We start from the raw sequence: 22,839 nt of genomic DNA, 5'->3' as shown, positions 1-22,839 counted from the left end.
GACCGCGACGCGGGGAAACCGGCATGGATGCGCCTGGATCACATCGCGGCCGCTAGGCTTCTGCCCAAGCTTCCCAACCTGCCGGACAGGTGCTGCGACGGGTCATGTTCTGGATCGCGCTCCCGCTGACGATGGCGTACCTGGGCCTTTGCGGCTTCATGTACGTGCGGCAGCGCGACCTGGTGTACTGCCCGCAGGACACGCGGGTCGAAGCCACCCAGACCAATTTTTCCCTCGTCAACGGCGACGTCACGCTGCGCGGCTGGGTGGTCAATCCCGGCCGCAAGCGTGCCCTGGTCTACTTCGGCGGCAACTCGGAGCCGATCCAGGGCAATCGCGGCAGCTTCGCCCGCTGGTTCCCCGAGCACACCGTCTACCTCGTGTCGTACCGGGGCTTCGGCGCCAGCGAAGGCCAGCCGGACGAGGCAAGCCTGGCCAGCGACGCGCTGCTCCTCTTCGACCATGTGCGCCGCCTGCATCCGCGGGTCGGCATCGATGTCATCGGCTACAGCCTGGGCTCCGGCGTCGCCGCCCACGTTGCCGCGCAGCGCCGGGTGCGCCGGCTAGCGCTCATCACGCCTTACGACACGCTGGTCGATGTCGGACAGGCGCACTACCGGTGGCTGCCCATCCACCTGCTGGCCCGCGACCGGTTCGACTCGGTCTCCAACCTGTCGCGACGCACCGGCCCGACCCTGGTGGTGCGCGCCGGCCGCGACCGGGTGATCCCGGCCGCCAGTACCCAACGGCTGATCGACGCCCTGCCCCGTCGTCCGCAGGTGCTCGAACTGCCCACGGCCGAGCACGGCAACGTCGCCCGCGCACCCGGTTTCGTGAGGACGCTCAGGGCGTTCTTCGGGGCGCATACTCGCCGGACCCGCACCGTCGCCACCCGCAGGTCCCGACGCCCGAATCCGTATCCGCTCCGGAGAAAGCCGACATGATGAACCAAGGCGAATGCCCCAAATGCGGCAAGCGCTTGCTGCACGTCCGCATCGAGAGCGTTTTCGGCCAGAACAACGGCAGCGACGACATCCGCTGCCTGAGCTACAGCTGCATCCACTGCAACATGGTGCTCAACGTGCAACTGGATCCGCGCGCCAAGCCGCGCCGCAAGTCGGCCAGTGCAGCGGCAACTGTCGAACGCGTCGTCTGAAAGCCCTTCCTAGCCGCCCTGCCCATCCGTCAGCACGTCCACCGGGCGTCGCAAGGGCGGGCAGCGCTGGAGGTCGGCGGGCATCGGCAAGGGGCATTGCGTGCAGCAGCGAGGCGACGCGTTGGGAAGCGGCGGCTCCGGCCCGACCGGTGCAGGCAACGGTTTGAGCTTCATCAGCGCGACCCAATCCTGGCGGTTGAAGCTGCAGGCGCCTTCGCTCCCGGGTCCACAGGCGGCCGGATCGGCGATGCGTCGCGGCAACCCCCAGATGACGCCGGTGCGGTTGAGCGGCAGCACCCGCAGGGTCACGCCCTGCAGCACGTTGCCCCCGACGAGGTAAACCTTGCCCTGCGCGGGATTGGCCGCGACCACGATGTCGCAGTGCATGTTCATGCCATCGCCCGTGCCGCGGGCCAGGAAGTCGCGGAAGCCCTGCGCGCCCAGGTCGATGCGTGCGCGCGAGAAGCACAGCAGGTCGCCTGCGGCCGGATTCGTCGTCCCGGGATCCGCCAGCGCGTAGGGCGAGGCCTGCGGATAGCGCCAGGCGTCGCGGATGTAATCGATGTGACTCGCCGAGGGATTGAAGCCCGGCAGGCCCGCCCGGCTCATCACGTACGACACGAACACCGCCGACCATGGCGTGTCGCTCAGGAAGGCGCGACAGGAAGCCGCGCCGAAGCTGCCGTCGGCGGCGACGCTGCAGTCCGCTGCACCCGGAAAGCCGGCCATCTGCGAGAGCAGGCCGCTGCCCTTCCAGTACTCCGCAACCCGCCGCCATGCGGGCGTGACGCCATCGCGCAGCCGCAGGCGCTCGGATTCCGAAACGGTGATGCTGGCCAGCCGGCCCTGCGCATCGATGAAGGGGGTGAACCAGAGCGCATTCTCGGCGCAGGCGATCCGCGCAATGCGCTCTGCGTACGAGGGGGGCGACGGCGGAATGCTGTCGCAGATGGAGGTGGCCGCGGCCTGCGGCGGATACAGCGCGGCGCACGCCAGCAACGCGACCAGAGGGCCTGCGGAACGAACGAACCCCGGTATTCCCTTCCGTCGTGCGCCGCTGCCCATCGCGAATTCCCCCTCAGGTTCCCGCGCAGAACCTCGCATAGTCGATGTAACCGGGGAATTCACGCCCCGGGGCGCACACCGCGCAATCGTGATCGGGACGCAGGCGGGTTTCGCGGAAGCGCATCGCCAGCGCGTCGAAGTTCAACAGGCGTCCGGTCAGCGGTTCGCCGATGCCGAGGATGAGCTTGATCGCTTCGGTGGCCTGCAGCAGGCCGATCACGCCGGGCAGGACACCGAGCACGCCGGCTTCGGCGCAGTTCGGGGCCGCCTCGGGCGGTGGCGGCTCGGGAAAGAGGCAGCGATAACACGGCGCGTGGCCGCGATGACGACCGGCATCGAACACGCTGACCTGCCCTTCGAAGCGATGCACGGCGCCGTACACCAAGGGCTTGCGCAGCTTCACGCAGGCGTCGTTGAGCAGGTAACGCACGGGAAAGTTGTCGGCGCCGTCGATCACCACGTCGGCATCGGCGATCAGGCGCTCGACGTTTGCCGCGGTGATGCGCTCCGGGAAAGCCTCCACCGTGAGGCGCGGGTTCAGGGCCGAAAGCGCCGTCCGCGCCGATTCCACCTTCGGCACGCCGATGCGCGCATCGGTGTGCAGGATCTGCCGTTGCAGATTGCTGCGGTCCACGACGTCGTCGTCGGCGAGCACGAGCGTGCCGATGCCCGCGGCAGCCAGGTAATACGCGGCTGGCGAACCCAGCCCGCCCGCACCGACCATGGCGATGCACGCGGCCTCGAGCCGGCGCTGCCCCGACTCCCCGACCTCAGGGAGCCGGAGGTGGCGGGAGTAGCGGTCGTAGAAATCGGTATCCACGTCCGGCCGCGTCACCGGCAGGCCCTCGGCCATCCAGCGCGTCGTGCCGCCGTCCACCGACGCAAGGCAGGTGTAACCCGCGTCTGCCAGTGCCTGCGCGGCCTTCAGGGAACGCGCGCCCGACTGGCAGATCAGCAGCACCTCGGCGCCGGCTTCGGGCAATACCGAAGCCGGATCGGCCTCCAGTTCGGCGCGAGCGATACCGATTGCGCCGGTTGCGAATCCGGTCGCGCGTTCGTGCGCCTCGCGCACGTCGACCAGCGTGGCGCCCGCGCGTGCGCGACGCAGGGCTTCAGCCGGGGAAATCACCGTAATGGCCATGCACCGATTATCCGCGGCGAAAACGCGCGGCGCCAACTGCGCGGACTAGAACGGAATGACCTCGACGATGCTGCCGGCCGCGTAATGCTGCGGTCCCTCGGGCACGACGATCAGTGCGTTGGCATCCGCGGCGGCGCGCAGGCGATGCGAGCCGGTGGCGGGATTGGCCTCGACGTGCATGACGCCGTTGCTTCCGCAGGACAGCCGGCCGCGGATGAACTCGCGCCGCGGATGCGCCTTGTCCAGCGGCGCCGTCAGCTGCGCGTGGCAGCGGGCCCGCGGCTCGCGTCGCCCCTGCAGGCCATCGATCAGCGCGCGGCCGAAGGTCAGGTACGTCGCGAGGACCGATACCGGATTCCCCGGCAGGCCCAGCAGTTGCGCCTGGTCCAGGGTTCCGAACAGCAGCGGCATGCCCGGCTTCATCCTGACCTTCCAGAAATGCGCGCGACCGAACTGCGCAAGCACGCCGGGCAGGTGATCCTTCTCCCCCGCGGAGACGCCACCGGCGGTGACGATCACGTCGAAGGCGCAACCGGCATCGCGCAGGGCGATCTCGACCTGCTTCGGGTTGTCGGGCAGTCGTGGCCACGCCGTGGGTTCCAGCCCGTCCGCGCGCAAAAGGCCCATCAGCAGGTCGCGATTGCTGTCGTAGATCTGCCCCGGCGCCAGGGGCATGCCGGGTTCGATGAGCTCATCGCCGGTGGTGAAGACCGCCACGGTGGGCCTGCGCGACACCGCCAGCGATGCGATGCCCAGCGAAGCCGCCAGCGACACGCGCGCAGGCGTGAGGACGTCGCCTGCATGAAGGACGCGTTCGCCCGGCCGCACGTCTTCGCCTGCACTGCGGACGTTCGCGCCGGCCGCCGTGTCCGGGACCAGCACGTCCGTTGCCTCGACGCGGCAGTTCTCCTTGATCACGACGGTATCGGTGCCGGCGGGCATCGCCGCGCCCGTGGTGACGCGCACGCACTCGCCAGCAGCCGGAATCGCCGCACCCGCAAGGCCGGCGAACTGTTCGCCCGCCAGGCGCAGCCGCGTTTCGCTTCCGCGCAGATCGGCATGGCGGAACGCGAAACCATCCATGGCGCTGTTGTCGAACGGCGGCAGCGCCATCGGCGCGTCGATGTCCTGCGCGAGCACGCGGCCGTGACAGCGCGACAGTGCCAGCGTCTCGACGTCCAGCCTGTGCCGCGACGCCACATCGCGCAGCAGAGCCATGGCGTCGTCGAACAGCAGGCCGGTGGGAAAATCAGTCATGGCGGATTCCTGCGGCTTGCAGATCGGCGGGCGTATTGAGATTGCCGAAGCGCACGCCCCTGAAGTGCACCGCCGGCATGCGCAGTCGGGCCTGCAAGGCATGGATGGCGGTTTCGTTGTGTTGTATCCCCGCGATAGCGGCGGGCAATGCGGCCTCGACGTTCCATAGCGCCACAAGCGGCTGGTCGCCGTCGTCGTCGCGGGCGAAGGCGCCCGCGCGTGCGCGTTCCGCCCAGAGCGTCGCGACCAGGCAATCGTTGACGCCGATCAGATCCACCGGAAGGGTCAGCAGCCATGGCGTCCGGCATTGCCCCAGAAGCGCTTCCAGGCCGGCGATCGGGCCCACATCGCCGGCAACGCGATCGGCCACGACTTCCAGTCCTGCATCGCGATAACGCTGCAGGCCGCGATTGGCACTGACCAGGACCGCACTGGCTTCTGCGGCGAAACGACGGCGCCAGCGCAGCACCTGCGGAATGCCGTCGCGCTCGATCCAGGCCTTGTCGATGCCGCCCAGTCGCGTGGCGCGACCACCGGCGAGGATGCCCAGGGTGATTTGGGACGATGGCAGTGGAGCGTTCAACTCATCGACTCGGCGAGGTTGTTTGTTTGCTCGTCATTCCCGCGGGTTTGCCGGTGGATTTTCCGCCAACCTCACGAACTGAAAGCAACAGCAAAGTCGCTGGATCCCCGCTTGACCGGACTTCGTCCGTTGAAGGCCGCGGGATGACGCAATTGCAAAGGCGTTCGCCATGCGAACGCGCGGTTGCGTCACTTGCCGCGCTTGACGTGGCGGATCAGGCGGCGCTTCTTCGCGACCTGGCGCTCGGTCAGGACGTTCTTTCTGCCTTCGTACGGATTGCTGCCTTCCTTGAACACGAAGCGCACCGGCGTGCCCACCAGCTTGAAGCGCTTGCGGAAGAAATTCTCCAGATAGCGCTTGTAGCTGTCCGCGAGCGTGCGCAGGCGGGTGCCGTGGATGATGAAGGTGGGCGGATTGGTGCCACCGGGATGCGCGAAGCGCATCTTGGCCACATGGCCGCGCACGACCGGCGGCGGGTTGGTTTCGTAGGCGATTTCCATCGCCTTGGTCACCTCGCTCGTGCCCAGCTCGGTAGTGGCCGACTTGTGCGCGCGATGGATCGCCTTGAACAGCTCGCGCAGGCCCGAACCATGCTTGGCGCTGATGCGCACGGCTTCGGCCCAGTCGACGAAAGCGAGCTTGCGCGTCAGCAGGTTCTCGGTCTGCTGGCGCTGGTATTCGGTCTGGTTGTCCCACTTGTTCACGGCGACCACGAGGGCACGCCCGGCATCCAGCGCATAGCCCAGCACGCTCGCATCCTGGTCGGTCACGCCCTCGCCTGCATCGAGCATCACCACCGCAACCTGGCATTCCTCGATCGCCGCCAGGGTCTTGACGATCGAGAACTTCTCGACCGCTTCATCGACCTTCGACTTGCGACGCAGGCCGGCGGTGTCGATCAGGCGGTAGAGGCGGCCATCGCGCTCCATGTCGATCGACACGGAATCGCGCGTGGTGCCGGGCACTTCCGACGCGATCATCCGCTCCTCGCCGAGCAGGCGGTTCACCAGCGTCGACTTGCCGACGTTGGGGCGGCCGATGAAGGCCACGCGGATGCGGTTCGGATCGTTGTCGAGCTCGATCGCGCTGCCCTGTTCGGGCAGGCGCTTCTCGACCTCTTCCAGCAGCGTATCGATGCCCACGCGATGCGAGGAGGAAATCGCGATGACATCGCTGAAGCCATAGCGGGCAAATTCCGCCTGCGCGGCGCGTGCGTCGATGCCATCGGTCTTGTTGACCACCAGCATCGTCGGACGATCGGCCTTGCGCAGCCATCGCAGGATGTCGTCGTCCAGCGCGGACGGCCCTTCGCGGCCGTCCACGATGAACAGGACCAGGTCCGCCTCCTCGGCGGCGGCGCGCGATTGCCGTGCCGTCGCGCCCGCCAGGCCTTCTTCCTCCCCCGCAATGCCGCCCGTGTCGACTACGGCGAACGGACGCTGACCTTCCGGCCGGCACACGCCGTAGTTGCGATCGCGGGTCACGCCCGGCTGGTCGTGCACCAGCGCGTCGCGGGTGCGCGTCAGCGCATTGAACAGCGTCGACTTGCCGACATTGGGACGGCCCACCAGGGCGACGAGGGGAAGCATGCGAACCTGCCAATCGGGACACGGAGCGGATCGAGGCGAACCGTCGAGCCGCGCAAACAATAACCCCGGCCACGGGCCGGGGTCATGGGGAAAGCCTGGAACGGGTTACTGACCGAGGCGGAACGCGGCCAGCTCGCCATCCACGTCCTGCGCCACGAGAATGCCATCGGCCACGACGGGGCTGCCACGCAGGGCATCGCCGCCGACGCGGGCGCGCGCGGCGAACTCGCCGTTTTCCAGCTTCAGCCAGTGCAGGTAGCCGTCGTAATCGCCGACCACCGCGTAATCGCCCTGGATCGCAACGGACGTCGGCTGGCGACGCGCCAGCGCGGGCTGCTGCCACAACGAGGCGCCGCTGCTTTTGTCGAGCGCGTGCACGCTGCCGGAGGGATCCGACACCACCAGCCGGTCGCTGGCGACGCCGAGCCGACCCGCGCCGCCGAACTGGCTGGCCCAGATGGCGCGGCCGCTCGGCGCATCGATGGCAACCGTCTGCTTCTTGAAGCTGGTTGCATACAGCGTGCTGCCTTCCAGCACCGGGGTGCCGTCGACGTCGGCAAGACGATCCAGTTCGCTGCGGCCTTCCTGCTGGGCGACCGGAAGATTCCAGAGCGTGTGGCCGTCGCTCGCCGCCATGGCGCTGACGCTGCCGTCATCGTTGCCGGAGAACACGTAGCCCGGCCCCAGCACGACGGCGTCGTTGCCGCGCAGGCTCAGGGTGGGGACTTCGTACACCCAGAACCAGCGACGCTCGCCGGTGGCCGCATCGAACGCGGTGACATGGCCGTCGTTGGAGCGCACGAAGACGCTGCCAAGGCCGATCGTGGGCGCCGCGATGACTTCGGCGGGAACCTTGGCCTGCCACTTCTCGGCGCCGGTCGCGGCGTCCAGGGCGATCACTTCGCCGTCGAGCCCGCCCACCACCACCAGGCCGTCGCCCACACCGGGGCCGCCCGAAAGGCGCAGCTTGCTCTCGTAGTGCCACACCGGCTTGCCGGTCTGCAGTTCAAAGGCGTGCACGCCGCCTTCCACCGCGGCGGCGTAGACGCGACCGTCGGCGACCGCCGGACCCTGGCGAACGCCAACCCTGCCTTCGCCCTTGCCGGCCTTTTCCGACCATATCTTCGTCACCGTCACCGACGGAGTGAAGTCGGTGAGCTTGGCCGGCTCGTTGGCTTTTTCCTTCTTGCTGGTGAACCAGCCCTTCATCGTCGAACAACCGCCCAGGGCGATCGCGCACAGCAGCAACGCGGAAGTCCGCAGCGCGACCTTGGACGCCGGTACGCGCAGGATCGAACGGGTCTGTGTGCTCATCAGGACTGGCTCTCGGTCTTGGGGGGAGTACCGCCGGCTTGGGTCAGCTTGAGTTCGATCACGCGCCGAAGCGGCGTACCCACTTCCGCCTTGAGCAGGGCCTTGCCGTAGCTCTCACGCGCCTGTTCGCGCTGGCCGAGGGCGAACTGCGCGTCGCCACGGATTTCGAGCACGGCAAGGGAATCCCCCGTGGAGACGAGCTTCAGCGCGGCCTCGGGCTGCTTGTTGTCGATCAGCAGACGGGCGAGGCGCTGGTCGACGATCGCCTGGATCGCAGCGTCTTCGACCTTGATGGCGCGCAACGTCGCGATGGCGTCGCTGGACTTGCCCTCCTGCACCTGCGACTTCGCCAGTTCCAGCTGGGCGAGTGCGCGGAAGATGCCGTCCGGTACGCGCTGGATCTTGCCCGCTGCAGCCGCGTCCCTGGCCTGGATGGCATCGATGGCCGCCTGGTAGTCGGTCGCCGCCTGGGCCTGCTTTTCAGCCTGATGGCGCTGCCACCACTGCCAGCCGCCAATCGCCGCAAGGCCGAGGGCAATGCCGAAAACAAGGGCGCTGCCGTTGCGGCGCAGCCATTCGCGGACGCGCTCGCTCTGTTCGTGTTCGTCTAGAAGTTCGTCGATCGCCATGGACTCTCGCCCCGCCTTGACCGGCAGGGTTCATCTGGGAACCGGCTCTACGCCGGTGGGAGGGGCCGACCCGCGACGCGGGTCAGTTGGCGACCGGCGCGAGGGAACCGTCAGAGGATAGCGTAAAGCGCGCCACATTCGCGCGGCTGAACGGTTCCAGGTCGACCGCCACGCCCGCACGCTGCACTTCCACGGCGTTGACGTTGCCGAGCTTGATGCGTCCGACTTCGCCCACCTTGTAACTGCGCTGCTGGCCGACGGTCAGCAAGCCACGCTCGAGAACCTGCTGGTTGTCAGGGCCCAGTATCTCGACCCAGCTGTCGCCGTTGAAAGTGATCGTAAGCGCGGGCGCGCCCTGCGACTGCGAAGGCAGGGACGCGATGGATGCCACCAGCGGAGTGCGTCGTGGCGTATTGCGCGGCTGGGCGGGATCGACTTCGACTTGCGTCGTCGCTGCGGGCACGTCGAGAGACTGCACCGCGAGATCGCTGCCGCCGAAATGCGAGCGGGTGCCGAGCCACACCGGCACGGCGATCGCGGCGGTGATCGCCACGTAGATCGCGCGCCGGCCGATCTGTTCGGCGAAGCGCTGGTAGCCGGGTGTGTGGGTATGGCTCACCAGCGTCGAGGGAGCCACCGACGCCACCGGCGTCTGTTCGATGTAGGGCTCGATGTCCACGCCCAGCAGCCGCGCGTAGCTGCGCAGCTGCCCGCGCACGAACACCGGCGCCCCCAGGGAACTCCAGTCGTCGGCTTCGAGATTGGCCACCGCGCGCACGGTCATGCGCAGCTGCGAGGCCACCTGTTCCACGGACATGCCCGCGGCTTCGCGCGCCTGCCTGAGGGCAGCGCCGCAGCCGGCACCAATGCCCGGTCCCGTTTGCTCGGAGTGCATCATCGCCTGCCACCATCCCCCATAGTGGAGTTCCGTGCTTCCGCTGCATCGGGGAACTCCGCTTTCAGTCGTGAAACGTAGCGCGCCGCCGCGGGGCTGTCGCCGAGTTCTTGCTCAATCTGTGACGCAAGCAACAACGCTTTTGCATCGGCTGGTGCAGCAGCGAGACGCCGTTCTGAAAATGCGCGCGCTTCGAACGCGTTGCCGGCGGCCAGCTGCCATTCGGCCATCGCTTCGAGCGCCATAGGATTCTTCGGATCGAGCTCGAGGGCGCGACGCAGGTCACGCTCGGCACGCTGCGACAGACCGGCCTTGCCCGCACAAACGCCGGAATTCGCCAGGAGCAGCGCCCAGTCACCGTTGTCAGGCAGCGCAAGCGCGCGATCGATCCAGGTCAGCGACTCCTCCAGGCGGCCCTGTTCGCACAGCCAGATGCCGTAGTTGCCCAGCACGCCACCATTGTTGGGCGCGAGCTCCGCCGCGCGCAGGTAATGGGCGCCGGCCCCCGCCGCATCCCCGGTCTTGTCCATGCCGACGGCGAGGTAGGTATGGGCCTCGACCGAGCGGGGTTCGTGCTTGAGGACCTGCGTCGCGACCCGCCGGACGGCGGAAAAATCCCCCGCCCTCAGGTAACGCGGTATCTCGGCCAGCCCCAGTTGCGCATCGGCGTCGCGTTCGCTCCTGCCCCGGGGTTCGCTGATGCGATTGACCGCCGGCTCGATGTGATGCTCCTTGCCCAGGCTGGTGCGCACGTAACTTCCGCCACCACCACAGCCGCCGCCTGCGAGGGCAGCGAGTGCGACGGCGGAAGCGAGTGCATCACGCAGCCGCATCACCCGCTCCCTGAGCGACCAGCCGCTTGCGGAACTCGGCCTGTCGCCGGGTCCGATCCATCACCTGCCCCTTGAGCTGGCCGCAGGCGGCGTCGATGTCGTCGCCACGCGTGCGCCGGACCGGGGCGATCATGCCGGCGTTGTTGAGCAATTTCTGGAAGCCGCGAATGGCTTCGTCGTCCGGGCGCTCGAAGCGTGTGCCCGGGAACGGATTGAATGGAATCAGGTTGACCTTGGCCGCATCCTTCATCTGCACGCGGCGGTCGAACTCGCGCATCAGGCGGATGAGTTCGCGCGCGTGCTGCGGCTGGTCGTTGACGCCCTTCATGAGCGTGTATTCGAACGTCACGGACTCGCCCTTCTTGCGCAGCGCGTAGCGCACGCAGGCGTCCATCAGTTCGGCGATCGGATACTTCCTGTTGAGCGGCACCAGTTCGCTGCGCAGCTCGTCGTTGGGCGCATGCAGCGACACGGCCAGCGACACGTCGCTCTCGGCGGCGAGCCGGTCGATCATCGGCACCATGCCGGCGGTCGACAGCGTGACGCGCTTGTTGGCCAGGCCGTAGCCGAGGTCGTCACGCATGATGCTCATCGCGCGCACGACGTTGTCGAAGTTCGCCAGCGGCTCGCCCATGCCCATCATCACGACGTTGGTGAGCTTGCGCTGCTGGTGCGGGACGTTGCCGAGGTGACGGGCGGCGATCCACACCTGCCCGATGATCTCGGCCGTCGAAAGATTGCGGTTGAAGCCCTGCGTCGCGGTCGAGCAGAACTGGCAGTTGAGCGCGCAGCCCACCTGCGAGGACACGCACAGCGTGCCGCGGCCCTTGTCGGGGATGTAGACCGTCTCGATCGCGTTCTTCGGGTCCATGCCGAGCAGCCACTTGTGCGTGCCGTCGCTGGATTCCTTGTCGAAGATCAGCTGGGGTGCGTGCACGACGGCGCGCTCTTCCAGCTTCGCGCGCAGCGCCTTGCCCAGGTCGGTCATCCCGGCAAAATCGGTGACGTAGCGGTGATGGATCCACTTCATCACCTGGTGTGCGCGGAACTTCTTCTCGCCGAGTTCTTCCTCGAAGAAGCGCTCGAGCGCGGCGCGGTCGAAGTCGAAGATGTTGGTTTTCTTCGACTCCGACACGCTTCTCGCCGCAACGTCCGCCACCGCCGGCACGGGCGAATCCATCGCCGGCGCAGCCGCGTCGGCGAGCTTGAGTTCGATCGTGTTGTCGGTGATGGCGGTCATTGCTTCAGTACTTCACTCGCATCAACGAGCGTAAACGTCGGTCGCCGGGAAGAAGTAGGCGACTTCGATCGCCGCGTTCTCCAGCGAGTCCGAACCGTGCACCGCATTGGCGTCGATGCTGTCGGCGAAGTCGGCGCGGATCGTGCCCGGCGCGGCGTCCTTCGGATTGGTGGCGCCCATCAGATCGCGGTTCTTCAGCACGGCGCCTTCGCCCTGCAGAACCTGGATCATCACCGGACCGCTGATCATGAATTCAACCAGCGCGTTGAAGAACGGACGTTCGCGGTGCACGGCGTAGAAGCCCTCGGCTTCGGCGCGCGAGAGCTGCTTCATCTTGGCGGCGACGACCTTCAGGCCGGCCTTCTCGAAGCGCGAATAGATTTCGCCGATGACGTTCTTGGCGACGGCATCGGGCTTGATGATCGAAAGGGTGCGCTCCAGCGCCATGGGACAGATCTCCGGATAGGCGGGCAGCGGGACAGTCCATGTCCGGGCCCGAGAATAACAGAAAAACCCGCGTCGAATCGCGGGTTTAGCCGATATGGCTGGGGCAAATTCTAGCGGAAGTACGGACGGGTTTGGAGAGTTTTTCGCCATGTCGGCCGCTTGGGCCGGTTGACGTGCGGTGCCGTATGGTTCTAGCCTGAAACGATTGTTTGAATCGTCCTTTGAAACGACCGCTGAAACACGCCATGGCCACGCCCCACCCCTTTTCCACCAAGGACCGGATCCTCGGCGCTGCCGAGGAGCTCTTTGCCCAGTTCGGGTTCGCCGGAACCTCGCTGCGCCAGGTCACGAGCCGTGCCGATGTGAACATCGCGGCGGTGAATTACCACTTCGGCAGCAAGGAAAACCTCGTCAACGAAGTTTTCCGCCGCCGCATGGACGAGATGAGCCAGCAGCGGCTGGCCGCTCTCAAGACCGCGCAGCGGGAGCGGCCGGGCGAACTCGAACCGATTCTGGCCGCCTTCGTGGAACCCGCCCTGGCGATGGCACAGGACCGCCAGAACGGCGCGTTCGCGCGGATGATCGCCCGCGCCTACGCGGAGAAGAACGACGCCTTGCGCAAGTTCCTGTCCGAGCACTACGGCCACGTGCTGCGCGAGTTCGCCAAGGCCATCGCCGCGTGCCTGCCGGGCCTCAGCAAGGAATCTCTGTACTGGCGCCTGGACATCGTGGTCGGCGCGCTTACCTATGCGATGGCGGACTTTGGCCTGATCAAGCGCCCCAGTGGGGTTTCCGAGGCCGCCCACCGCGAACGCGCCGCGCGCGAACTGATCGCCTTTGCGGCTGCCGGCTTCCGTAGCGCCTGAGCCTCCGCATCCCGTTTGGATTTCCAACCCCACGGCGGGACGGACGCCCCGCCTAAATCAAGGACTTGCAAAACATGTCTAGCAAACTACTTGTCCGGCGCGCCGCGGTCCTGGGCGCGGGCGTGATGGGCGCGCAGATCGCGGCCCACCTGACCAATGCCGGCGTCGACACGGTCCTGTTCGACCTGCCGGCAAAGGACGGCGACCCGAACGGTGTCGTCACCAAGGCCATCGCCAACCTGGCCAGACTCAGCCCCGCGCCGCTGGCGGACAAGGCGCTCGCCGATCGCATCGTGCCGGCCAATTACGAGACCGGCCTGGAATTGTTGAAGGGCTGCGACCTGATCATCGAAGCCATCGCCGAACGGATGGACTGGAAGCAGGACCTGTACCGCAAGATCGCGCCCTTCGTGCCGGCGCATACGGTGCTCGCATCCAACACGTCCGGCCTGGGCATCAACAAGCTCGCCGAGGTGCTGCCGGAAGAGCTGCGCCATCGCTTCTGCGGCGTGCATTTCTTCAATCCGCCGCGCTACATGCACCTCGCCGAGCTGATTCCTGCGAAGACCACCGACGCGCCGGTGCTGGAAGGCCTCGAAGCCTTCCTGACCACCACCCTCGGCAAGGGCGTGGTCTATGCCAAGGACACTCCGAACTTCATCGGCAACCGCATCGGCGTGTTCTCGATGCTGGCCGCCATGCACCACACCGAGCAATTCGGGCTCGGCTTCGACGTCGTCGATGCCCTCACCGGCCCAGCGATCGGGCGTCAGAAGTCCGCCACCTACCGCACCGCGGACGTGGTCGGCCTGGACACGATGGCCCACGTCATCAAGACGATGGCCGACACGCTGCCGGAGGATCCCTGGCACCAGTACTTCAAGGCGCCCAAGTGGCTCACCGCCCTGATCGAAAAGGGCGCGTTGGGCCAGAAAACGGGCGCCGGCTTCTACACCAAGAAGGGCAAGGACATCCTGGTCCTCGACCTGAAGGCGCAGGACTACCGCGTCTCGGCCGCTGAACTCGATGCCGACGTCGCCGCGCTGCTGAAGGAAAAGGACCCGGCGAAGAAGTTCGCCGCGCTGCGCGCCAGCGACAACCCGCAGGCGAAATTCCTGTGGGCCTGCTTCCGCGACACGTTCCACTACACCGCCTACCACCTGGAGTCGATCGCCGAGACGGCACGCGACGTCGACTTCGCGATCCGCTGGGGTTACGGCTGGTCGCTGGGCCCGTTCGAAACCTGGCAGGCCGCCGGCTGGAAGCAGGTCGCCGAATGGATCGCCGACGACATCGTGAAGGGCGTGGCGATGAGCAATGCACCGCTGCCCGACTGGGTCTTCGACGGTCGCGACGGTGTGCACGGCACGGCGGGCAGTTACAGCCCGGGCCGCAAGGCGATGGTGCCGCGCTCGTCCAATCCGGTGTACGCACGGCAACGCTTCCCCGATGCGCTGATCGGAGAGAAGTTCCCGCAAGGCCGCACGGTGTACGAGAACGACGGCGTGCGCATGTGGGCCGACGAAGGCGACGACATCGCCGTGGTCAGCTTCAAGACCAAGCTGCACACGGTCAACGACCACGTGCTCAATGGCCTGCAGGAAGCCATCGCGATCGCCGAACGCGACTTCCGCGGTCTGGTGATCTGGCAGCCGAAGGAGCCGTTCTCGGCCGGTGCCGACCTGCAGGGCGCGCTGGGCCTGCTGCAGACCGGTGACCTCAAGGGCTTCGAAGGCATGGTCGCCAACTTCCAGGCCACCAGCCAGCGCATAAAGTACGCGCAGGTGCCGGTCGTGGCCGCGGTACGCGGCCTCGCGCTGGGCGGCGGCTGCGAGTTCCAGATGCATGCGGCCAGCACCGTGTTCGCGCTCGAAAGCTACGTCGGCCTGGTCGAAGCCGGTGTCGGCCTGCTGCCGGCGGGCGGTGGCCTGAAGGAGTTCGCGGTGCGCGCCTCTGAAGCCGCCGGGCCAGGCGGCGACGTGTTCGCCCAGCTCAAGACGGCCTTCGAGAGTGTGGCGATGGGCAAGGTGTCCACGTCGGCCTTCGAAGCGAAGTCGCTCAAGGTCGCGCGCGATGGCGACACGGTCGTCTTCAATGCATTCGAGCTGCTGCACGTGGCGAAGGCCAAGGCGCGCGCGCTCGCGGAGTCCGGCTATCGCCCGCCCCTGCCCGCCCGCCGCATCCAGGTCGCCGGCGACGTCGGCATCGCCACGTTCAAGATGATGCTGGTGAACATGCTGGAAGGCCGCTTCATCTCGCCGCACGACTACGAGATCGCGACCCGCATCGCCACCGTCCTGTGCGGCGGCGAGGTCGATCGCGGCACGCTGGTGGACGAGGACTGGCTGATCCGGCTCGAACGCGAGCACTTCGTCGCCCTGGCGCAGATGCCGAAGACGCAGGAGCGCATTGCGCACATGTTGAAGACGGGGAAGCCGCTTAGGAATTGACCGACTGAAACGCGGGAAACAGGGAACGGGGAACAGGGAAGAAACCTGCCGTGACCTGCGAGCCCGCCGGATACCGGAACCCGATATGACGAACAGCGAACTCAATGCAGTGGTCATTGCGACGCTCGCGAGCGCCCTTCATTCCCCGTTCCCTGTTCCCCGTTCCCGCTCTTGAGGCCCCATCAATGACCAAGCAAATCCAGGACGCCTACATCGTCGCCGCCACCCGCACCCCGGTCGGCAAGGCGCCGCGCGGCGTGTTCCGCAACACCCGACCCGACGACATGCTCGCGCACGTGCTGCGCAGCGTGGTCGCACAGGCGCCGGGCATCGACCTCAACCGCATCGACGACGCGATCATCGGCTGCGCCATGCCCGAAGGCGAGCAAGGCATGAACGTGGCGCGCATCGGCGTGCTGCTGGCCGGCCTGCCCAACACCGTGGCCGCGCAGACCATCAACCGCTTCTGCTCCTCGGGCCTGCAGGCCGTGGCGCTGGCGGCGGACCAGATCCGCCTCGGCAACGCCGACCTCGTGCTCGCCGGCGGCACCGAATCGATGTCGATGGTTCCGATGATGGGCAACAAGGTCGCACTATCGCCGAGCGTGTTCGCCAACAACGAAAATGTCGCCATCGCCTACGGCATGGGCATCACTGCCGAGAAGGTCGCCGAGGAATGGAAGGTCTCGCGCGAGGACCAGGACGCCTTCGCGCTCGCCTCGCACCAGAAGGCCATCGCCGCGATCCAGGCGGGCGAGTTCAAGACGGAAATCTCACCGTACGAAGTCGTTTCGCACCTGCCCGACGTCGCGGGCAACACGATCCGCCTGAAGAAGACACTGGTGGAAACCGACGAAGGTCCGCGTCCCGACACCTCGCTCGAGGGTTTGGCGAAGCTGAGGCCGGTGTTCCGCAACGGCCAGTTCGGCGGTACCGTCACCGCCGGCAATTCCTCGCAGATGAGCGACGGTGCCGGCGCGGTGCTGCTGGCCTCGGAACAGGCGATCAAGGACTACGGCCTGACGCCGCTGGCCCGCTTCGTCAGCTTCTCCGTGGCCGGCGTGCGGCCCGAGGTGATGGGCATCGGCCCGATCGCGGCGATCCCGAAGGCGCTCAAGCAGGCCGGCCTGACCAAGGACCAACTCGACTGGATCGAACTCAACGAAGCCTTCGCCGCGCAGGCGCTGGCCGTCATTCGCGACAGCGAACTCGATCCGGCCAAGGTCAATCCGCTGGGCGGCGCGATCGCGCTGGGCCATCCGCTTGGTGCCACGGGCGCCGTACGCACCGCGACCATCGTGCACGGCCTGCGCCGCCGTCAGCAGAAGTACGGCATGGTGACGATGTGCATCGGCACCGGCATGGGCGCGGCCGGCATCTTCGAGGCGCTGTAAAGCCGACAGCGAGGCGTGCGGGAGGGGCAGCCGTGGCTGCCCCTTCTTCTTTCAGGCCATCCTCGTGCCGTCGGGAACCGGCCGCTCGACAGTCGTGATCACCACGCCATCGTCCGTGTGGAATCCGGTCAACAGGAATTCCGACACGAAAGGCCCGATCTGCTTGGGCGGAAAGTTGATCACGCCCACCACCTGGCGTCCGATCAGATCCTCCGCGGCATAAAGCGCCCGCACCTGGGCGCTGGTTTTGCGTATGCCATGGGGCCCGAAGTCCACCCAGATCTTCCAGGCCGGCTTGCGCGCCTGCGGAAACGCCTCGATCCTGAGCACCGTGCCTGCGCACAGCAGGACGCGCTCGAAATCCTCCCAGCTGATCTGCCCCGGCTTCCGATCGGCGCTCATGCACTGCCCTCCCGCTGTCCCACATCTGTGACGATTGCATGGTTATAGCGGACGAATGGTCTGGACACGGGAACGCCGCGCGGGTGTCATGACGGCTCCGGGAGGAGCGCGATGGAAATTCACCACGCTGACAAGACCTATCGCAGGCGGGCGCCGTGGCTGCTTGCCGGCATCACGCTGATGTGCGGCATCCTGCTGTGGCAATTGCAGGTATGGCTCGACAACGTCACCCACCAGCTGGGAAGCAGTGATCCGGAAACCGTTCGCACCTGGGTTCGCGGGCTGCTGTGCGGGCTGGGCATCGCACTCGCCCTGCCCGTCATCGGTCTTGGATCGACGTTGCGAAGGATGGGTTATGCCTCGCGGCTCGAGGGGCGCTTTCCGCCTTCGCAGTGGAAAACCTTGCGGGACGTGCGCGTGCTCCGCGATCGCGCCGCCCTGAGGTGGGCCGGACGGGTCGAATTCGCGGGCCTGGGCCTGTTCGTCCTGGGTGGAGCACTCCTTGCCTGGGCCGCATGGGCCTGGTGGCATTTCCGCGGTTGATCGCAAAGCGCGCATCCCGCGCGCTACCGGCTACTGCAGGTCTTCGACGCCGAGTTCGTCCAGAGCGTTCTGCATCATCCTGCGTGCGGAGTCACTCAGCTTCTCGTGATCGAGGGCGTAGCGGATCGTGGCCTCGATCAGTCCGATATGCGTGCCGCAATCGAAGCGTGTGCCCTTGAAGCGGTAGGCGGTCACGGCTTCCTCCGCCAGCAGGGTCGCGATGGCATCGGTGAGCTGGATTTCGCCGCCCGCACCAGGGCGCGTGGATTCGAGCAGATCGAATATGCGCGGACTGAGCACGTAACGCCCCACCACCGCCAGGGTGCTCGGCGCGACCTCAGGCGCAGGCTTCTCCACGATTCCGGTGATGCGGCCCTGCCGATCCTGGAAGGACTCCGTCGCCACGATGCCATAGCTGCCCGTTTGCGCACGGGGAACATCCTGGACGGCGATGATGCTCGCGCCGGTAGCTTCTGCCGCATCGGCCATCTGCTTCAGCGCACCCGGACCGCCGCGGTTCCAGATCAGGTCGTCGGGAAGCACGACCGCGAACGGCTGGTTGCCCACGATGGCCTTCGCGCACAGCACGGCATGGCCGAGCCCGAGAGCCTCGGCCTGCGTGACGAACACCGCGCGCACATGCGGAGGCAACACATTGCGGATCAGGTCGAGCTGTTCGGACTTTCCGGCGCGCTCCAGCTTCTGCTCGAGTTCGTAAGCCTTGTCGAAGTAGTCGGCCACCGCGTGCTTGTAGCGATTGGTGACGAAAACCAGCGTGTCGCACCCGGCTTCGACGGCTTCGTCGACGGCGTACTGGATCAGCGGCCTGTCGATGATGGGCAACATCTCCTTCGGAACCGTCTTCGTCGCGGGAAGAAAGCGCGTCCCGAGCCCGGCGACGGGGAAGACGGCGGCGCGGATACGTGGCTGCTTCGAAACTGGCGACATCAAATATTCCTGGCGCTACGGGCGGGGAAGGCAATCACTGTAGACGCTTCGTTCTGCACGTTGTGTGAGCCCACGGGCTCGAACTCGGGAACCGCAGCCCGCAACTGCAGCTTCAGCGCATCGATGTCGTAGCGCGCGCTGGCTTCCCGCAATTGGGCAATCGCACTTTCGATCGCGTGCGCCGATACCTGGCGCGGCTCCGCCTGGAGGATCTTCGGGTGCGCCGTCGGCCGATAGCGTTCATCGGCATGGAACAGGGTTTCGTGCAGCTTTTCACCGGGACGCAGACCGGTGTAGACGATCGCGATATCGCGGCCCGGATGCTTGCCGGCCAGCCGGATCATCTGCTCGGCAAGCATCCGGATCGGCACCGGTTCGCCCATGTCGAGCGTGTAGATCGCCTCGTGCGTTCCGATCGCGGATGCCTGCAGGATGAGCTGGCACGCTTCCGGAATGGTCATGAAGAAACGCGTCACCTCCGGATCGGTCACCGTCACCGGTCCGCCGTTGCGGATCTGCTCGCGGAACAGCGGGACCACACTGCCCGCCGAGTCCAGCACGTTGCCGAAGCGGACGGTAACGAAACGCGTGGAACGCTGGTCGGCCAGGGACTGGCAGGTCATTTCCGCGAGGCGTTTGGTCGCCCCCAGGACGTTGACCGGATCGACCGCCTTGTCGGTGGAGATGAGGACGAAGGTCCCCACGCCGTGATCGCGGCACGCGTGCGCGACCGTGCTGGTGGCCAGCACGTTGTTGCGTACGGCTTCACGCAACTGCGTTTCCAGCAGCGGAACCTGTTTGTAGGCGGCCGCATGGAAGACTGCATCGGGTTCGGCCAGCGTCAACGCGTGACGTATGAGCGCGGCATCGCCGCAATCGCCGAGCAACGGAATGCATTCGATGTCGGGAAAGTCGCGGCGCAACCGGGCTTCCGTCGTGGTGAGTGCGATCTCGTCCACCTCGATCAGCACGATCCGCCGGGCCCCATGCCGCGCGCATTGCCGGCACAGTTCAGAACCGATGGAACCACCCGCACCCGTCACCAGCACCGTGCGCGCACCCAACCAGCCGCGGATGGACTTCCAGTCGGGAAGTACGGGCTTCCGCCCGAGCAGGTCCTCGATGGCGACTTCCTTCAGCTCACCGGGCAGCGATCGTCCTTCCAGAAGGTCCTGCAGGCGCGGAACCATGCGGAACGGAAGTCCCGTCCGTTCGCAGGCGGCAAGAACCCGCTGCATGGCGACTGCATCGGCAGAGGGCATCGCGATCACGAGCAGCTTGGCTGCGGTCTCGCGAGCGATTTCCGCGACTTCGGAAACGGTTCCGAGGACGGGAACCCCCTGCACCTTGCTTCCGCGCAGGACGGTCGCGTCATCGAGGAAGCCCACCGGGTGATACGTGCCCACGCGGCGCAGATCGCGGACGAGCGCCTCGCCGGCGCGCCCCGCGCCCAATATCAGCGTGCGGACGCTGCCTTCCTTGCCCCTGCCTTCGATGCGGCTGTCCTTCCACGCGCGATACAACAATCGAGGAGCCCCCAGCATCGCCATCAACGCGAGCGGGTACAGCACCAGTACCGTGCGCGGCACCATGTCCAGGCGGTTGTAGAGGAACAGTCCGAGCAGTATCGCGAACAGGCCCAGCACGCTGGCCTTAACGATGTTCCAGAGGTCCGGCACGCTGGCGAAACGCCACAGCCCGCGATACAGGCCGATCTGCCAGAACACCAACCCCTGCGCTGCCAGCACCAGGACGATCTCGGTGCTCCACAGCGGAATCTCGGGCGGATTGCTCACCATTCCCCAGCGCAGCCGGTGCAGCGCCTGCCACACCAGCCACACCATGAAGAGGTCGTGCATCACGACCGCCTGCCGGGGCAGGAGGCTCTTCCATTGATCAAACCATGAGCTCATCGCCCGTCCTTCCTTATCGCCGCCGTCCGCGACTTCCTATCAGTGGAAAGCAGATACTGCACGCAGGCCCACGCAGCCACACTCAGTGCCAGCCATGACGCACAGCCCACCGTGGCCAAGGCCGGCGCGCGCGTCAGCCACCAGACACACAACCAGCCGATGGCGGTCCAGCCTGCGTACACCAATGTCACGATCGTGTGAGTGCCAGCACCGGCTGCCCAGCGTTGGTAGGCATGCTGGGCATGCGGCATCCACCAGCGTTCACCCCTGAGCATCCGCCGGGCAAGTGTCAGGCTGCTGTCGACCACGAAGGCCGCCAGGGGCATCAACAGGAGTACCGGCGGAAAGCTCGCCCCGGCCGTGGCGATCACGAGCAACACCGCCAACGCGAAACCGAGTGCGCCACTGCCCACGTCGCCGAGGAATATCCGTGCGCGGGGAAAGTTGAACGGCAGGAATCCCAGGCACGCGGCAACCAGCGCCAGGGCCAACCAGCCCCAGCTTGCAGACACGAAGGCGAGGCCCAGGGCGACCAACGCAGCCTGGCTCACGGCCAGTCCGTTGATGCCGTCCATGAAATTCCAGATGTTCGTCAGCGCCATCGTCGCGACGAACGCCAGCAGGGCAAGCGGCACGCTGCCCCAGGTGCCTGCCGCAGCCAGCGCGACCAGCATCGAAGCGAGCGCCTGCACGCCAAGGCGCAACCAGGGCGACAGCGGGCGATGGTCGTCGAGCAGACCCACGCCCGAAACCAGCAGCAGGCCTGCCACGAAGGCCGCGACCAGCACGATGTGTCGCGGATCGCGCCAACCGATCACGCAGGCGGCGATCAACAGGGCGAGGACGATGGAGATGCCACCGCCGCGTGGCGTGGGCATGTCATGGCTGCGGCGTTCGCCGGGGTGGTCGATGAGTTCGCGACGGATCGCATACCGGCGGGCCACCCATGTGCCCGCCAGACCGATGACGAAGTACAGCAGCAGCCAAAGCGCCATGGATCAGACCACCGCGTAGTTCAACAGTGGTTTGACCGTGCCCCACTCCTTGCAGCTCGGGCATTGCCAGTGGTGGCTGCGCGCGCCGAAACCACAGCGCGTGCATCGGTAGCTGGGATTGCGCACCAGCAGCTGGTCGGTGATGTGCTTGAGATCCTGCAGGGTCGCGAGCGGATCGGCCTGTTCCGCCAGCGTGAGATCGATGAGCGCCGCTTCGCCACGCACCGACGGACGATCCTTGAGTTGCCGCGCGAGGTAAGCCCGTGCGGCGGACACGCCCTCGTCGGCTTCGACCATCTGCGTCAGTGCGAGCACGGGGGCGATGCCGCGATAGTGCTCGCACATCTCCGCGAGAAACGCGCGTGCGCCCGGATGGTCGCCCACGCGCTCGTAGGCGGGCAGCAACGACGGCAGGATTTCCGGAAGGTAATCGGGATCGGCGCGGGCCACCCGCTCGAAGGCGCGGATGGCGCCGGCATCGTTGCCTGCATCCAGTTCGATGCGCCCTTCGATCATCCCTGCACGCACGGAATTCGCATCCGCTTCGTAAGCGCGTGCCGCAGCCGCACGTGCGGCTTCCACGTCGCCGGCAGCGCGCTGGCGCTCGGCCACTTCGCATTCGAACTGGGCGACGAGCTTGCCCATTGGCTCGCCGGTCGCCGCTTCATAACGACGGGCATTCTCGATCGCCTTGTCCCAGTCGCGCTCGGACTGGTAGATGCCGATCAGATGCTTCAGCGCCAGCGGCGCCATGTCCAGCGCCACCAGATCGCTGAAGACGGTTTCGGCGCGGTCTAGCAGACCCGAACGCATGTAGTCCTCGCCCAGCGCCAGCAGCGCCTGGACCTTCTGCTGGTCGCTCAGCCCCGGCCGCTGCACGAGCGCCTGATGCAGGCGGATCGCCCGATCCACTTCTCCGCGACGGCGGAACAGGTGTCCCAGCGCAACCTGCGTTTCGAAGGTGTCCTTGTCGAGTTCGGCGATATGCAGGAACAACTCGATCGCCTTGTCCGGCTGCTCGTTGAGCAGGTAGTTCAGGCCGCGGAAATAGGTCATCGACAGCTTGCTGACCTGGCTGTCGCTGTGGCGTTCACCGCCGCGACGTCCGATCACCCATCCGCTGACGGCGGCAATCGGAAGCAGCAGGAAGAACCAGAACCACTCGTTGATGAATTCCAT

22 protein-coding genes are annotated in these 22,839 nt (G+C 66.8%); 6 read left to right on the top strand and 16 right to left on the bottom strand.

Annotated elements, in window-relative coordinates; translation table 11 throughout:
• Positions 1 to 104: 104 nt before the first annotated feature.
• Together ACFPN1_RS02305 and ACFPN1_RS02300 are read left to right on the top strand one after the other, a co-directional pair.
• The gene (locus tag ACFPN1_RS02305; RefSeq protein WP_386752631.1) at positions 105 to 944 is read left to right on the top strand and encodes an alpha/beta hydrolase; all 840 of its coding nucleotides are present in this window, start codon (positions 105 to 107) and stop codon (positions 942 to 944) included.
• On the top strand, positions 944 to 1,156 hold the full coding sequence (locus tag ACFPN1_RS02300) for a hypothetical protein (RefSeq protein ID WP_386752630.1): 213 nt from the start codon (positions 944 to 946) through the stop codon (positions 1,154 to 1,156). The genes ACFPN1_RS02305 and ACFPN1_RS02300 overlap by 1 nt, the downstream gene beginning before the upstream one ends.
• A 9-nt stretch (positions 1,157 to 1,165) precedes the next feature.
• On the opposite strand, the gene ACFPN1_RS02295 is transcribed toward ACFPN1_RS02300, so the two are convergent.
• The 11 genes from ACFPN1_RS02295 to ndk all read right to left on the bottom strand — a co-directional run bounded on the left by ACFPN1_RS02295 (position 1,166) and on the right by ndk (position 12,149).
• The gene (locus ACFPN1_RS02295) at positions 1,166 to 2,155 is read right to left on the bottom strand and encodes a DUF2272 domain-containing protein (RefSeq protein WP_386752628.1); all 990 of its coding nucleotides are present in this window, start codon (positions 2,153 to 2,155) and stop codon (positions 1,166 to 1,168) included.
• A 79-nt stretch (positions 2,156 to 2,234) separates the two neighbouring features.
• Positions 2,235 to 3,362, bottom strand: coding sequence for a molybdopterin-synthase adenylyltransferase MoeB (gene moeB / locus ACFPN1_RS02290; protein ID WP_386752626.1), 1,128 nt, complete (start codon positions 3,360 to 3,362; stop codon positions 2,235 to 2,237).
• A 45-nt stretch (positions 3,363 to 3,407) separates the two neighbouring features.
• Entirely contained in the window at positions 3,408 to 4,619 is a 1,212-nt protein-coding gene (locus ACFPN1_RS02285; protein ID WP_386752624.1) for a molybdopterin molybdotransferase MoeA, read from the bottom strand.
• Complete coding sequence (gene mobA, locus ACFPN1_RS02280; protein WP_386752622.1) at positions 4,612 to 5,202, bottom strand: molybdenum cofactor guanylyltransferase; 591 nt, start codon at positions 5,200 to 5,202, stop codon at positions 4,612 to 4,614. The genes ACFPN1_RS02285 and mobA overlap by 8 nt, the downstream gene beginning before the upstream one ends.
• Before the next feature lie 188 nt (positions 5,203 to 5,390).
• The gene (der, locus tag ACFPN1_RS02275; RefSeq protein WP_386752620.1) at positions 5,391 to 6,791 is read right to left on the bottom strand and encodes a ribosome biogenesis GTPase Der; all 1,401 of its coding nucleotides are present in this window, start codon (positions 6,789 to 6,791) and stop codon (positions 5,391 to 5,393) included.
• Positions 6,792 to 6,896: 105 nt separating this feature from the next.
• On the bottom strand, positions 6,897 to 8,105 hold the full coding sequence (bamB, locus tag ACFPN1_RS02270; protein ID WP_386752619.1) for an outer membrane protein assembly factor BamB: 1,209 nt from the start codon (positions 8,103 to 8,105) through the stop codon (positions 6,897 to 6,899).
• The gene (locus ACFPN1_RS02265; protein WP_386752617.1) at positions 8,105 to 8,734 is read right to left on the bottom strand and encodes a YfgM family protein; all 630 of its coding nucleotides are present in this window, start codon (positions 8,732 to 8,734) and stop codon (positions 8,105 to 8,107) included. Before ACFPN1_RS02265 ends, bamB begins: the two co-directional genes overlap by 1 nt.
• An 82-nt stretch (positions 8,735 to 8,816) precedes the next feature.
• Positions 8,817 to 9,629 carry a helix-turn-helix domain-containing protein gene (locus tag ACFPN1_RS02260; protein ID WP_417498513.1) on the bottom strand — a complete coding sequence of 271 codons (813 nt, stop codon included), beginning with the start codon at positions 9,627 to 9,629 and terminating at the stop codon, positions 8,817 to 8,819.
• Entirely contained in the window at positions 9,629 to 10,381 is a 753-nt protein-coding gene (locus ACFPN1_RS02255; protein ID WP_386752614.1) for a tetratricopeptide repeat protein, read from the bottom strand. The genes ACFPN1_RS02260 and ACFPN1_RS02255 overlap by 1 nt, the downstream gene beginning before the upstream one ends.
• 67 nt (positions 10,382 to 10,448) lie before the next feature.
• Positions 10,449 to 11,642, bottom strand: a complete 1,194-nt coding sequence (rlmN, locus tag ACFPN1_RS02250) for a dual-specificity RNA methyltransferase RlmN (protein WP_386754008.1) — start codon at positions 11,640 to 11,642, stop codon at positions 10,449 to 10,451.
• Positions 11,643 to 11,723: 81 nt separating this feature from the next.
• Positions 11,724 to 12,149, bottom strand: coding sequence for a nucleoside-diphosphate kinase (ndk, locus tag ACFPN1_RS02245; RefSeq protein ID WP_386752612.1), 426 nt, complete (start codon positions 12,147 to 12,149; stop codon positions 11,724 to 11,726).
• 245 nt (positions 12,150 to 12,394) lie between these two features.
• Between ndk and ACFPN1_RS02240 the strand changes: the two genes are divergently transcribed.
• From ACFPN1_RS02240 to ACFPN1_RS02230, 3 genes are all read left to right on the top strand, one after another.
• Entirely contained in the window at positions 12,395 to 13,015 is a 621-nt protein-coding gene (locus tag ACFPN1_RS02240) for a TetR/AcrR family transcriptional regulator (protein WP_386752610.1), read from the top strand.
• A 74-nt stretch (positions 13,016 to 13,089) separates the two neighbouring features.
• Complete coding sequence (locus ACFPN1_RS02235; RefSeq protein WP_386752609.1) at positions 13,090 to 15,465, top strand: 3-hydroxyacyl-CoA dehydrogenase/enoyl-CoA hydratase family protein; 2,376 nt, start codon at positions 13,090 to 13,092, stop codon at positions 15,463 to 15,465.
• 185 nt (positions 15,466 to 15,650) lie between these two features.
• Positions 15,651 to 16,859 carry an acetyl-CoA C-acyltransferase gene (locus ACFPN1_RS02230; protein WP_386752607.1) on the top strand — a complete coding sequence of 403 codons (1,209 nt, stop codon included), beginning with the start codon at positions 15,651 to 15,653 and terminating at the stop codon, positions 16,857 to 16,859.
• A 51-nt stretch (positions 16,860 to 16,910) separates the two neighbouring features.
• On the opposite strand, the gene ACFPN1_RS02225 is transcribed toward ACFPN1_RS02230, so the two are convergent.
• Entirely contained in the window at positions 16,911 to 17,261 is a 351-nt protein-coding gene (locus ACFPN1_RS02225; RefSeq protein WP_386752605.1) for a tRNA-binding protein, read from the bottom strand.
• Positions 17,262 to 17,372: 111 nt separating this feature from the next.
• On the opposite strand from ACFPN1_RS02225, the gene ACFPN1_RS02220 reads away from it, so the two are divergent.
• Complete coding sequence (locus tag ACFPN1_RS02220) at positions 17,373 to 17,804, top strand: hypothetical protein (RefSeq protein ID WP_386752603.1); 432 nt, start codon at positions 17,373 to 17,375, stop codon at positions 17,802 to 17,804.
• A gap of 30 nt (positions 17,805 to 17,834) precedes the next feature.
• Here ACFPN1_RS02220 and galU read toward each other — a convergent pair whose 3' ends face one another.
• Genes galU through lapB form a run of 4 tightly spaced genes read right to left on the bottom strand, consistent with a single transcriptional unit; the run spans position 17,835 to position 22,839 of the window.
• Positions 17,835 to 18,752, bottom strand: a complete 918-nt coding sequence (gene galU, locus ACFPN1_RS02215) for a UTP--glucose-1-phosphate uridylyltransferase GalU (protein WP_386752601.1) — start codon at positions 18,750 to 18,752, stop codon at positions 17,835 to 17,837.
• Entirely contained in the window at positions 18,752 to 20,665 is a 1,914-nt protein-coding gene (locus ACFPN1_RS02210; protein ID WP_386752599.1) for a polysaccharide biosynthesis protein, read from the bottom strand. The genes galU and ACFPN1_RS02210 overlap by 1 nt, the downstream gene beginning before the upstream one ends.
• On the bottom strand, positions 20,662 to 21,660 hold the full coding sequence (locus tag ACFPN1_RS02205) for an MraY family glycosyltransferase (RefSeq protein ID WP_386752598.1): 999 nt from the start codon (positions 21,658 to 21,660) through the stop codon (positions 20,662 to 20,664). Before ACFPN1_RS02205 ends, ACFPN1_RS02210 begins: the two co-directional genes overlap by 4 nt.
• A gap of 3 nt (positions 21,661 to 21,663) precedes the next feature.
• The gene (gene lapB, locus ACFPN1_RS02200) at positions 21,664 to 22,839 is read right to left on the bottom strand and encodes a lipopolysaccharide assembly protein LapB (protein WP_386752596.1); all 1,176 of its coding nucleotides are present in this window, start codon (positions 22,837 to 22,839) and stop codon (positions 21,664 to 21,666) included.

Source organism: Lysobacter yangpyeongensis (assembly GCF_042655745.1).
GTDB lineage: Bacteria > Pseudomonadota > Gammaproteobacteria > Xanthomonadales > Xanthomonadaceae > Agrilutibacter > Agrilutibacter yangpyeongensis.
This window is presented reverse-complemented; position numbering and strand designations above follow the sequence as displayed.

Coding starts and splice junctions, on each gene's coding strand:
- ACFPN1_RS02305 (WP_386752631.1), top strand. CDS start 105: ATGTTCTGGATCGCGCTCCCGCTGACGATGGCGTACCTGGGCCTTTGC.
- ACFPN1_RS02300 (WP_386752630.1), top strand. CDS start 944: ATGAACCAAGGCGAATGCCCCAAATGCGGCAAGCGCTTGCTGCACGTC.
- moeB (WP_386752626.1), bottom strand. CDS start 3,362: ATGGCCATTACGGTGATTTCCCCGGCTGAAGCCCTGCGTCGCGCACGC.
- ACFPN1_RS02285 (WP_386752624.1), bottom strand. CDS start 4,619: ATGACTGATTTTCCCACCGGCCTGCTGTTCGACGACGCCATGGCTCTG.
- der (WP_386752620.1), bottom strand. CDS start 6,791: ATGCTTCCCCTCGTCGCCCTGGTGGGCCGTCCCAATGTCGGCAAGTCG.
- bamB (WP_386752619.1), bottom strand. CDS start 8,105: ATGAGCACACAGACCCGTTCGATCCTGCGCGTACCGGCGTCCAAGGTC.
- ACFPN1_RS02265 (WP_386752617.1), bottom strand. CDS start 8,734: ATGGCGATCGACGAACTTCTAGACGAACACGAACAGAGCGAGCGCGTC.
- ACFPN1_RS02260 (WP_417498513.1), bottom strand. CDS start 9,629: ATGCACTCCGAGCAAACGGGACCGGGCATTGGTGCCGGCTGCGGCGCT.
- rlmN (WP_386754008.1), bottom strand. CDS start 11,642: ATGGATTCGCCCGTGCCGGCGGTGGCGGACGTTGCGGCGAGAAGCGTG.
- ndk (WP_386752612.1), bottom strand. CDS start 12,149: ATGGCGCTGGAGCGCACCCTTTCGATCATCAAGCCCGATGCCGTCGCC.
- ACFPN1_RS02240 (WP_386752610.1), top strand. CDS start 12,395: ATGGCCACGCCCCACCCCTTTTCCACCAAGGACCGGATCCTCGGCGCT.
- ACFPN1_RS02235 (WP_386752609.1), top strand. CDS start 13,090: ATGTCTAGCAAACTACTTGTCCGGCGCGCCGCGGTCCTGGGCGCGGGC.
- ACFPN1_RS02230 (WP_386752607.1), top strand. CDS start 15,651: ATGACCAAGCAAATCCAGGACGCCTACATCGTCGCCGCCACCCGCACC.
- ACFPN1_RS02225 (WP_386752605.1), bottom strand. CDS start 17,261: ATGAGCGCCGATCGGAAGCCGGGGCAGATCAGCTGGGAGGATTTCGAG.
- ACFPN1_RS02220 (WP_386752603.1), top strand. CDS start 17,373: ATGGAAATTCACCACGCTGACAAGACCTATCGCAGGCGGGCGCCGTGG.
- galU (WP_386752601.1), bottom strand. CDS start 18,752: ATGTCGCCAGTTTCGAAGCAGCCACGTATCCGCGCCGCCGTCTTCCCC.
- ACFPN1_RS02210 (WP_386752599.1), bottom strand. CDS start 20,665: ATGAGCTCATGGTTTGATCAATGGAAGAGCCTCCTGCCCCGGCAGGCG.
- ACFPN1_RS02205 (WP_386752598.1), bottom strand. CDS start 21,660: ATGGCGCTTTGGCTGCTGCTGTACTTCGTCATCGGTCTGGCGGGCACA.
- lapB (WP_386752596.1), bottom strand. CDS start 22,839: ATGGAATTCATCAACGAGTGGTTCTGGTTCTTCCTGCTGCTTCCGATT.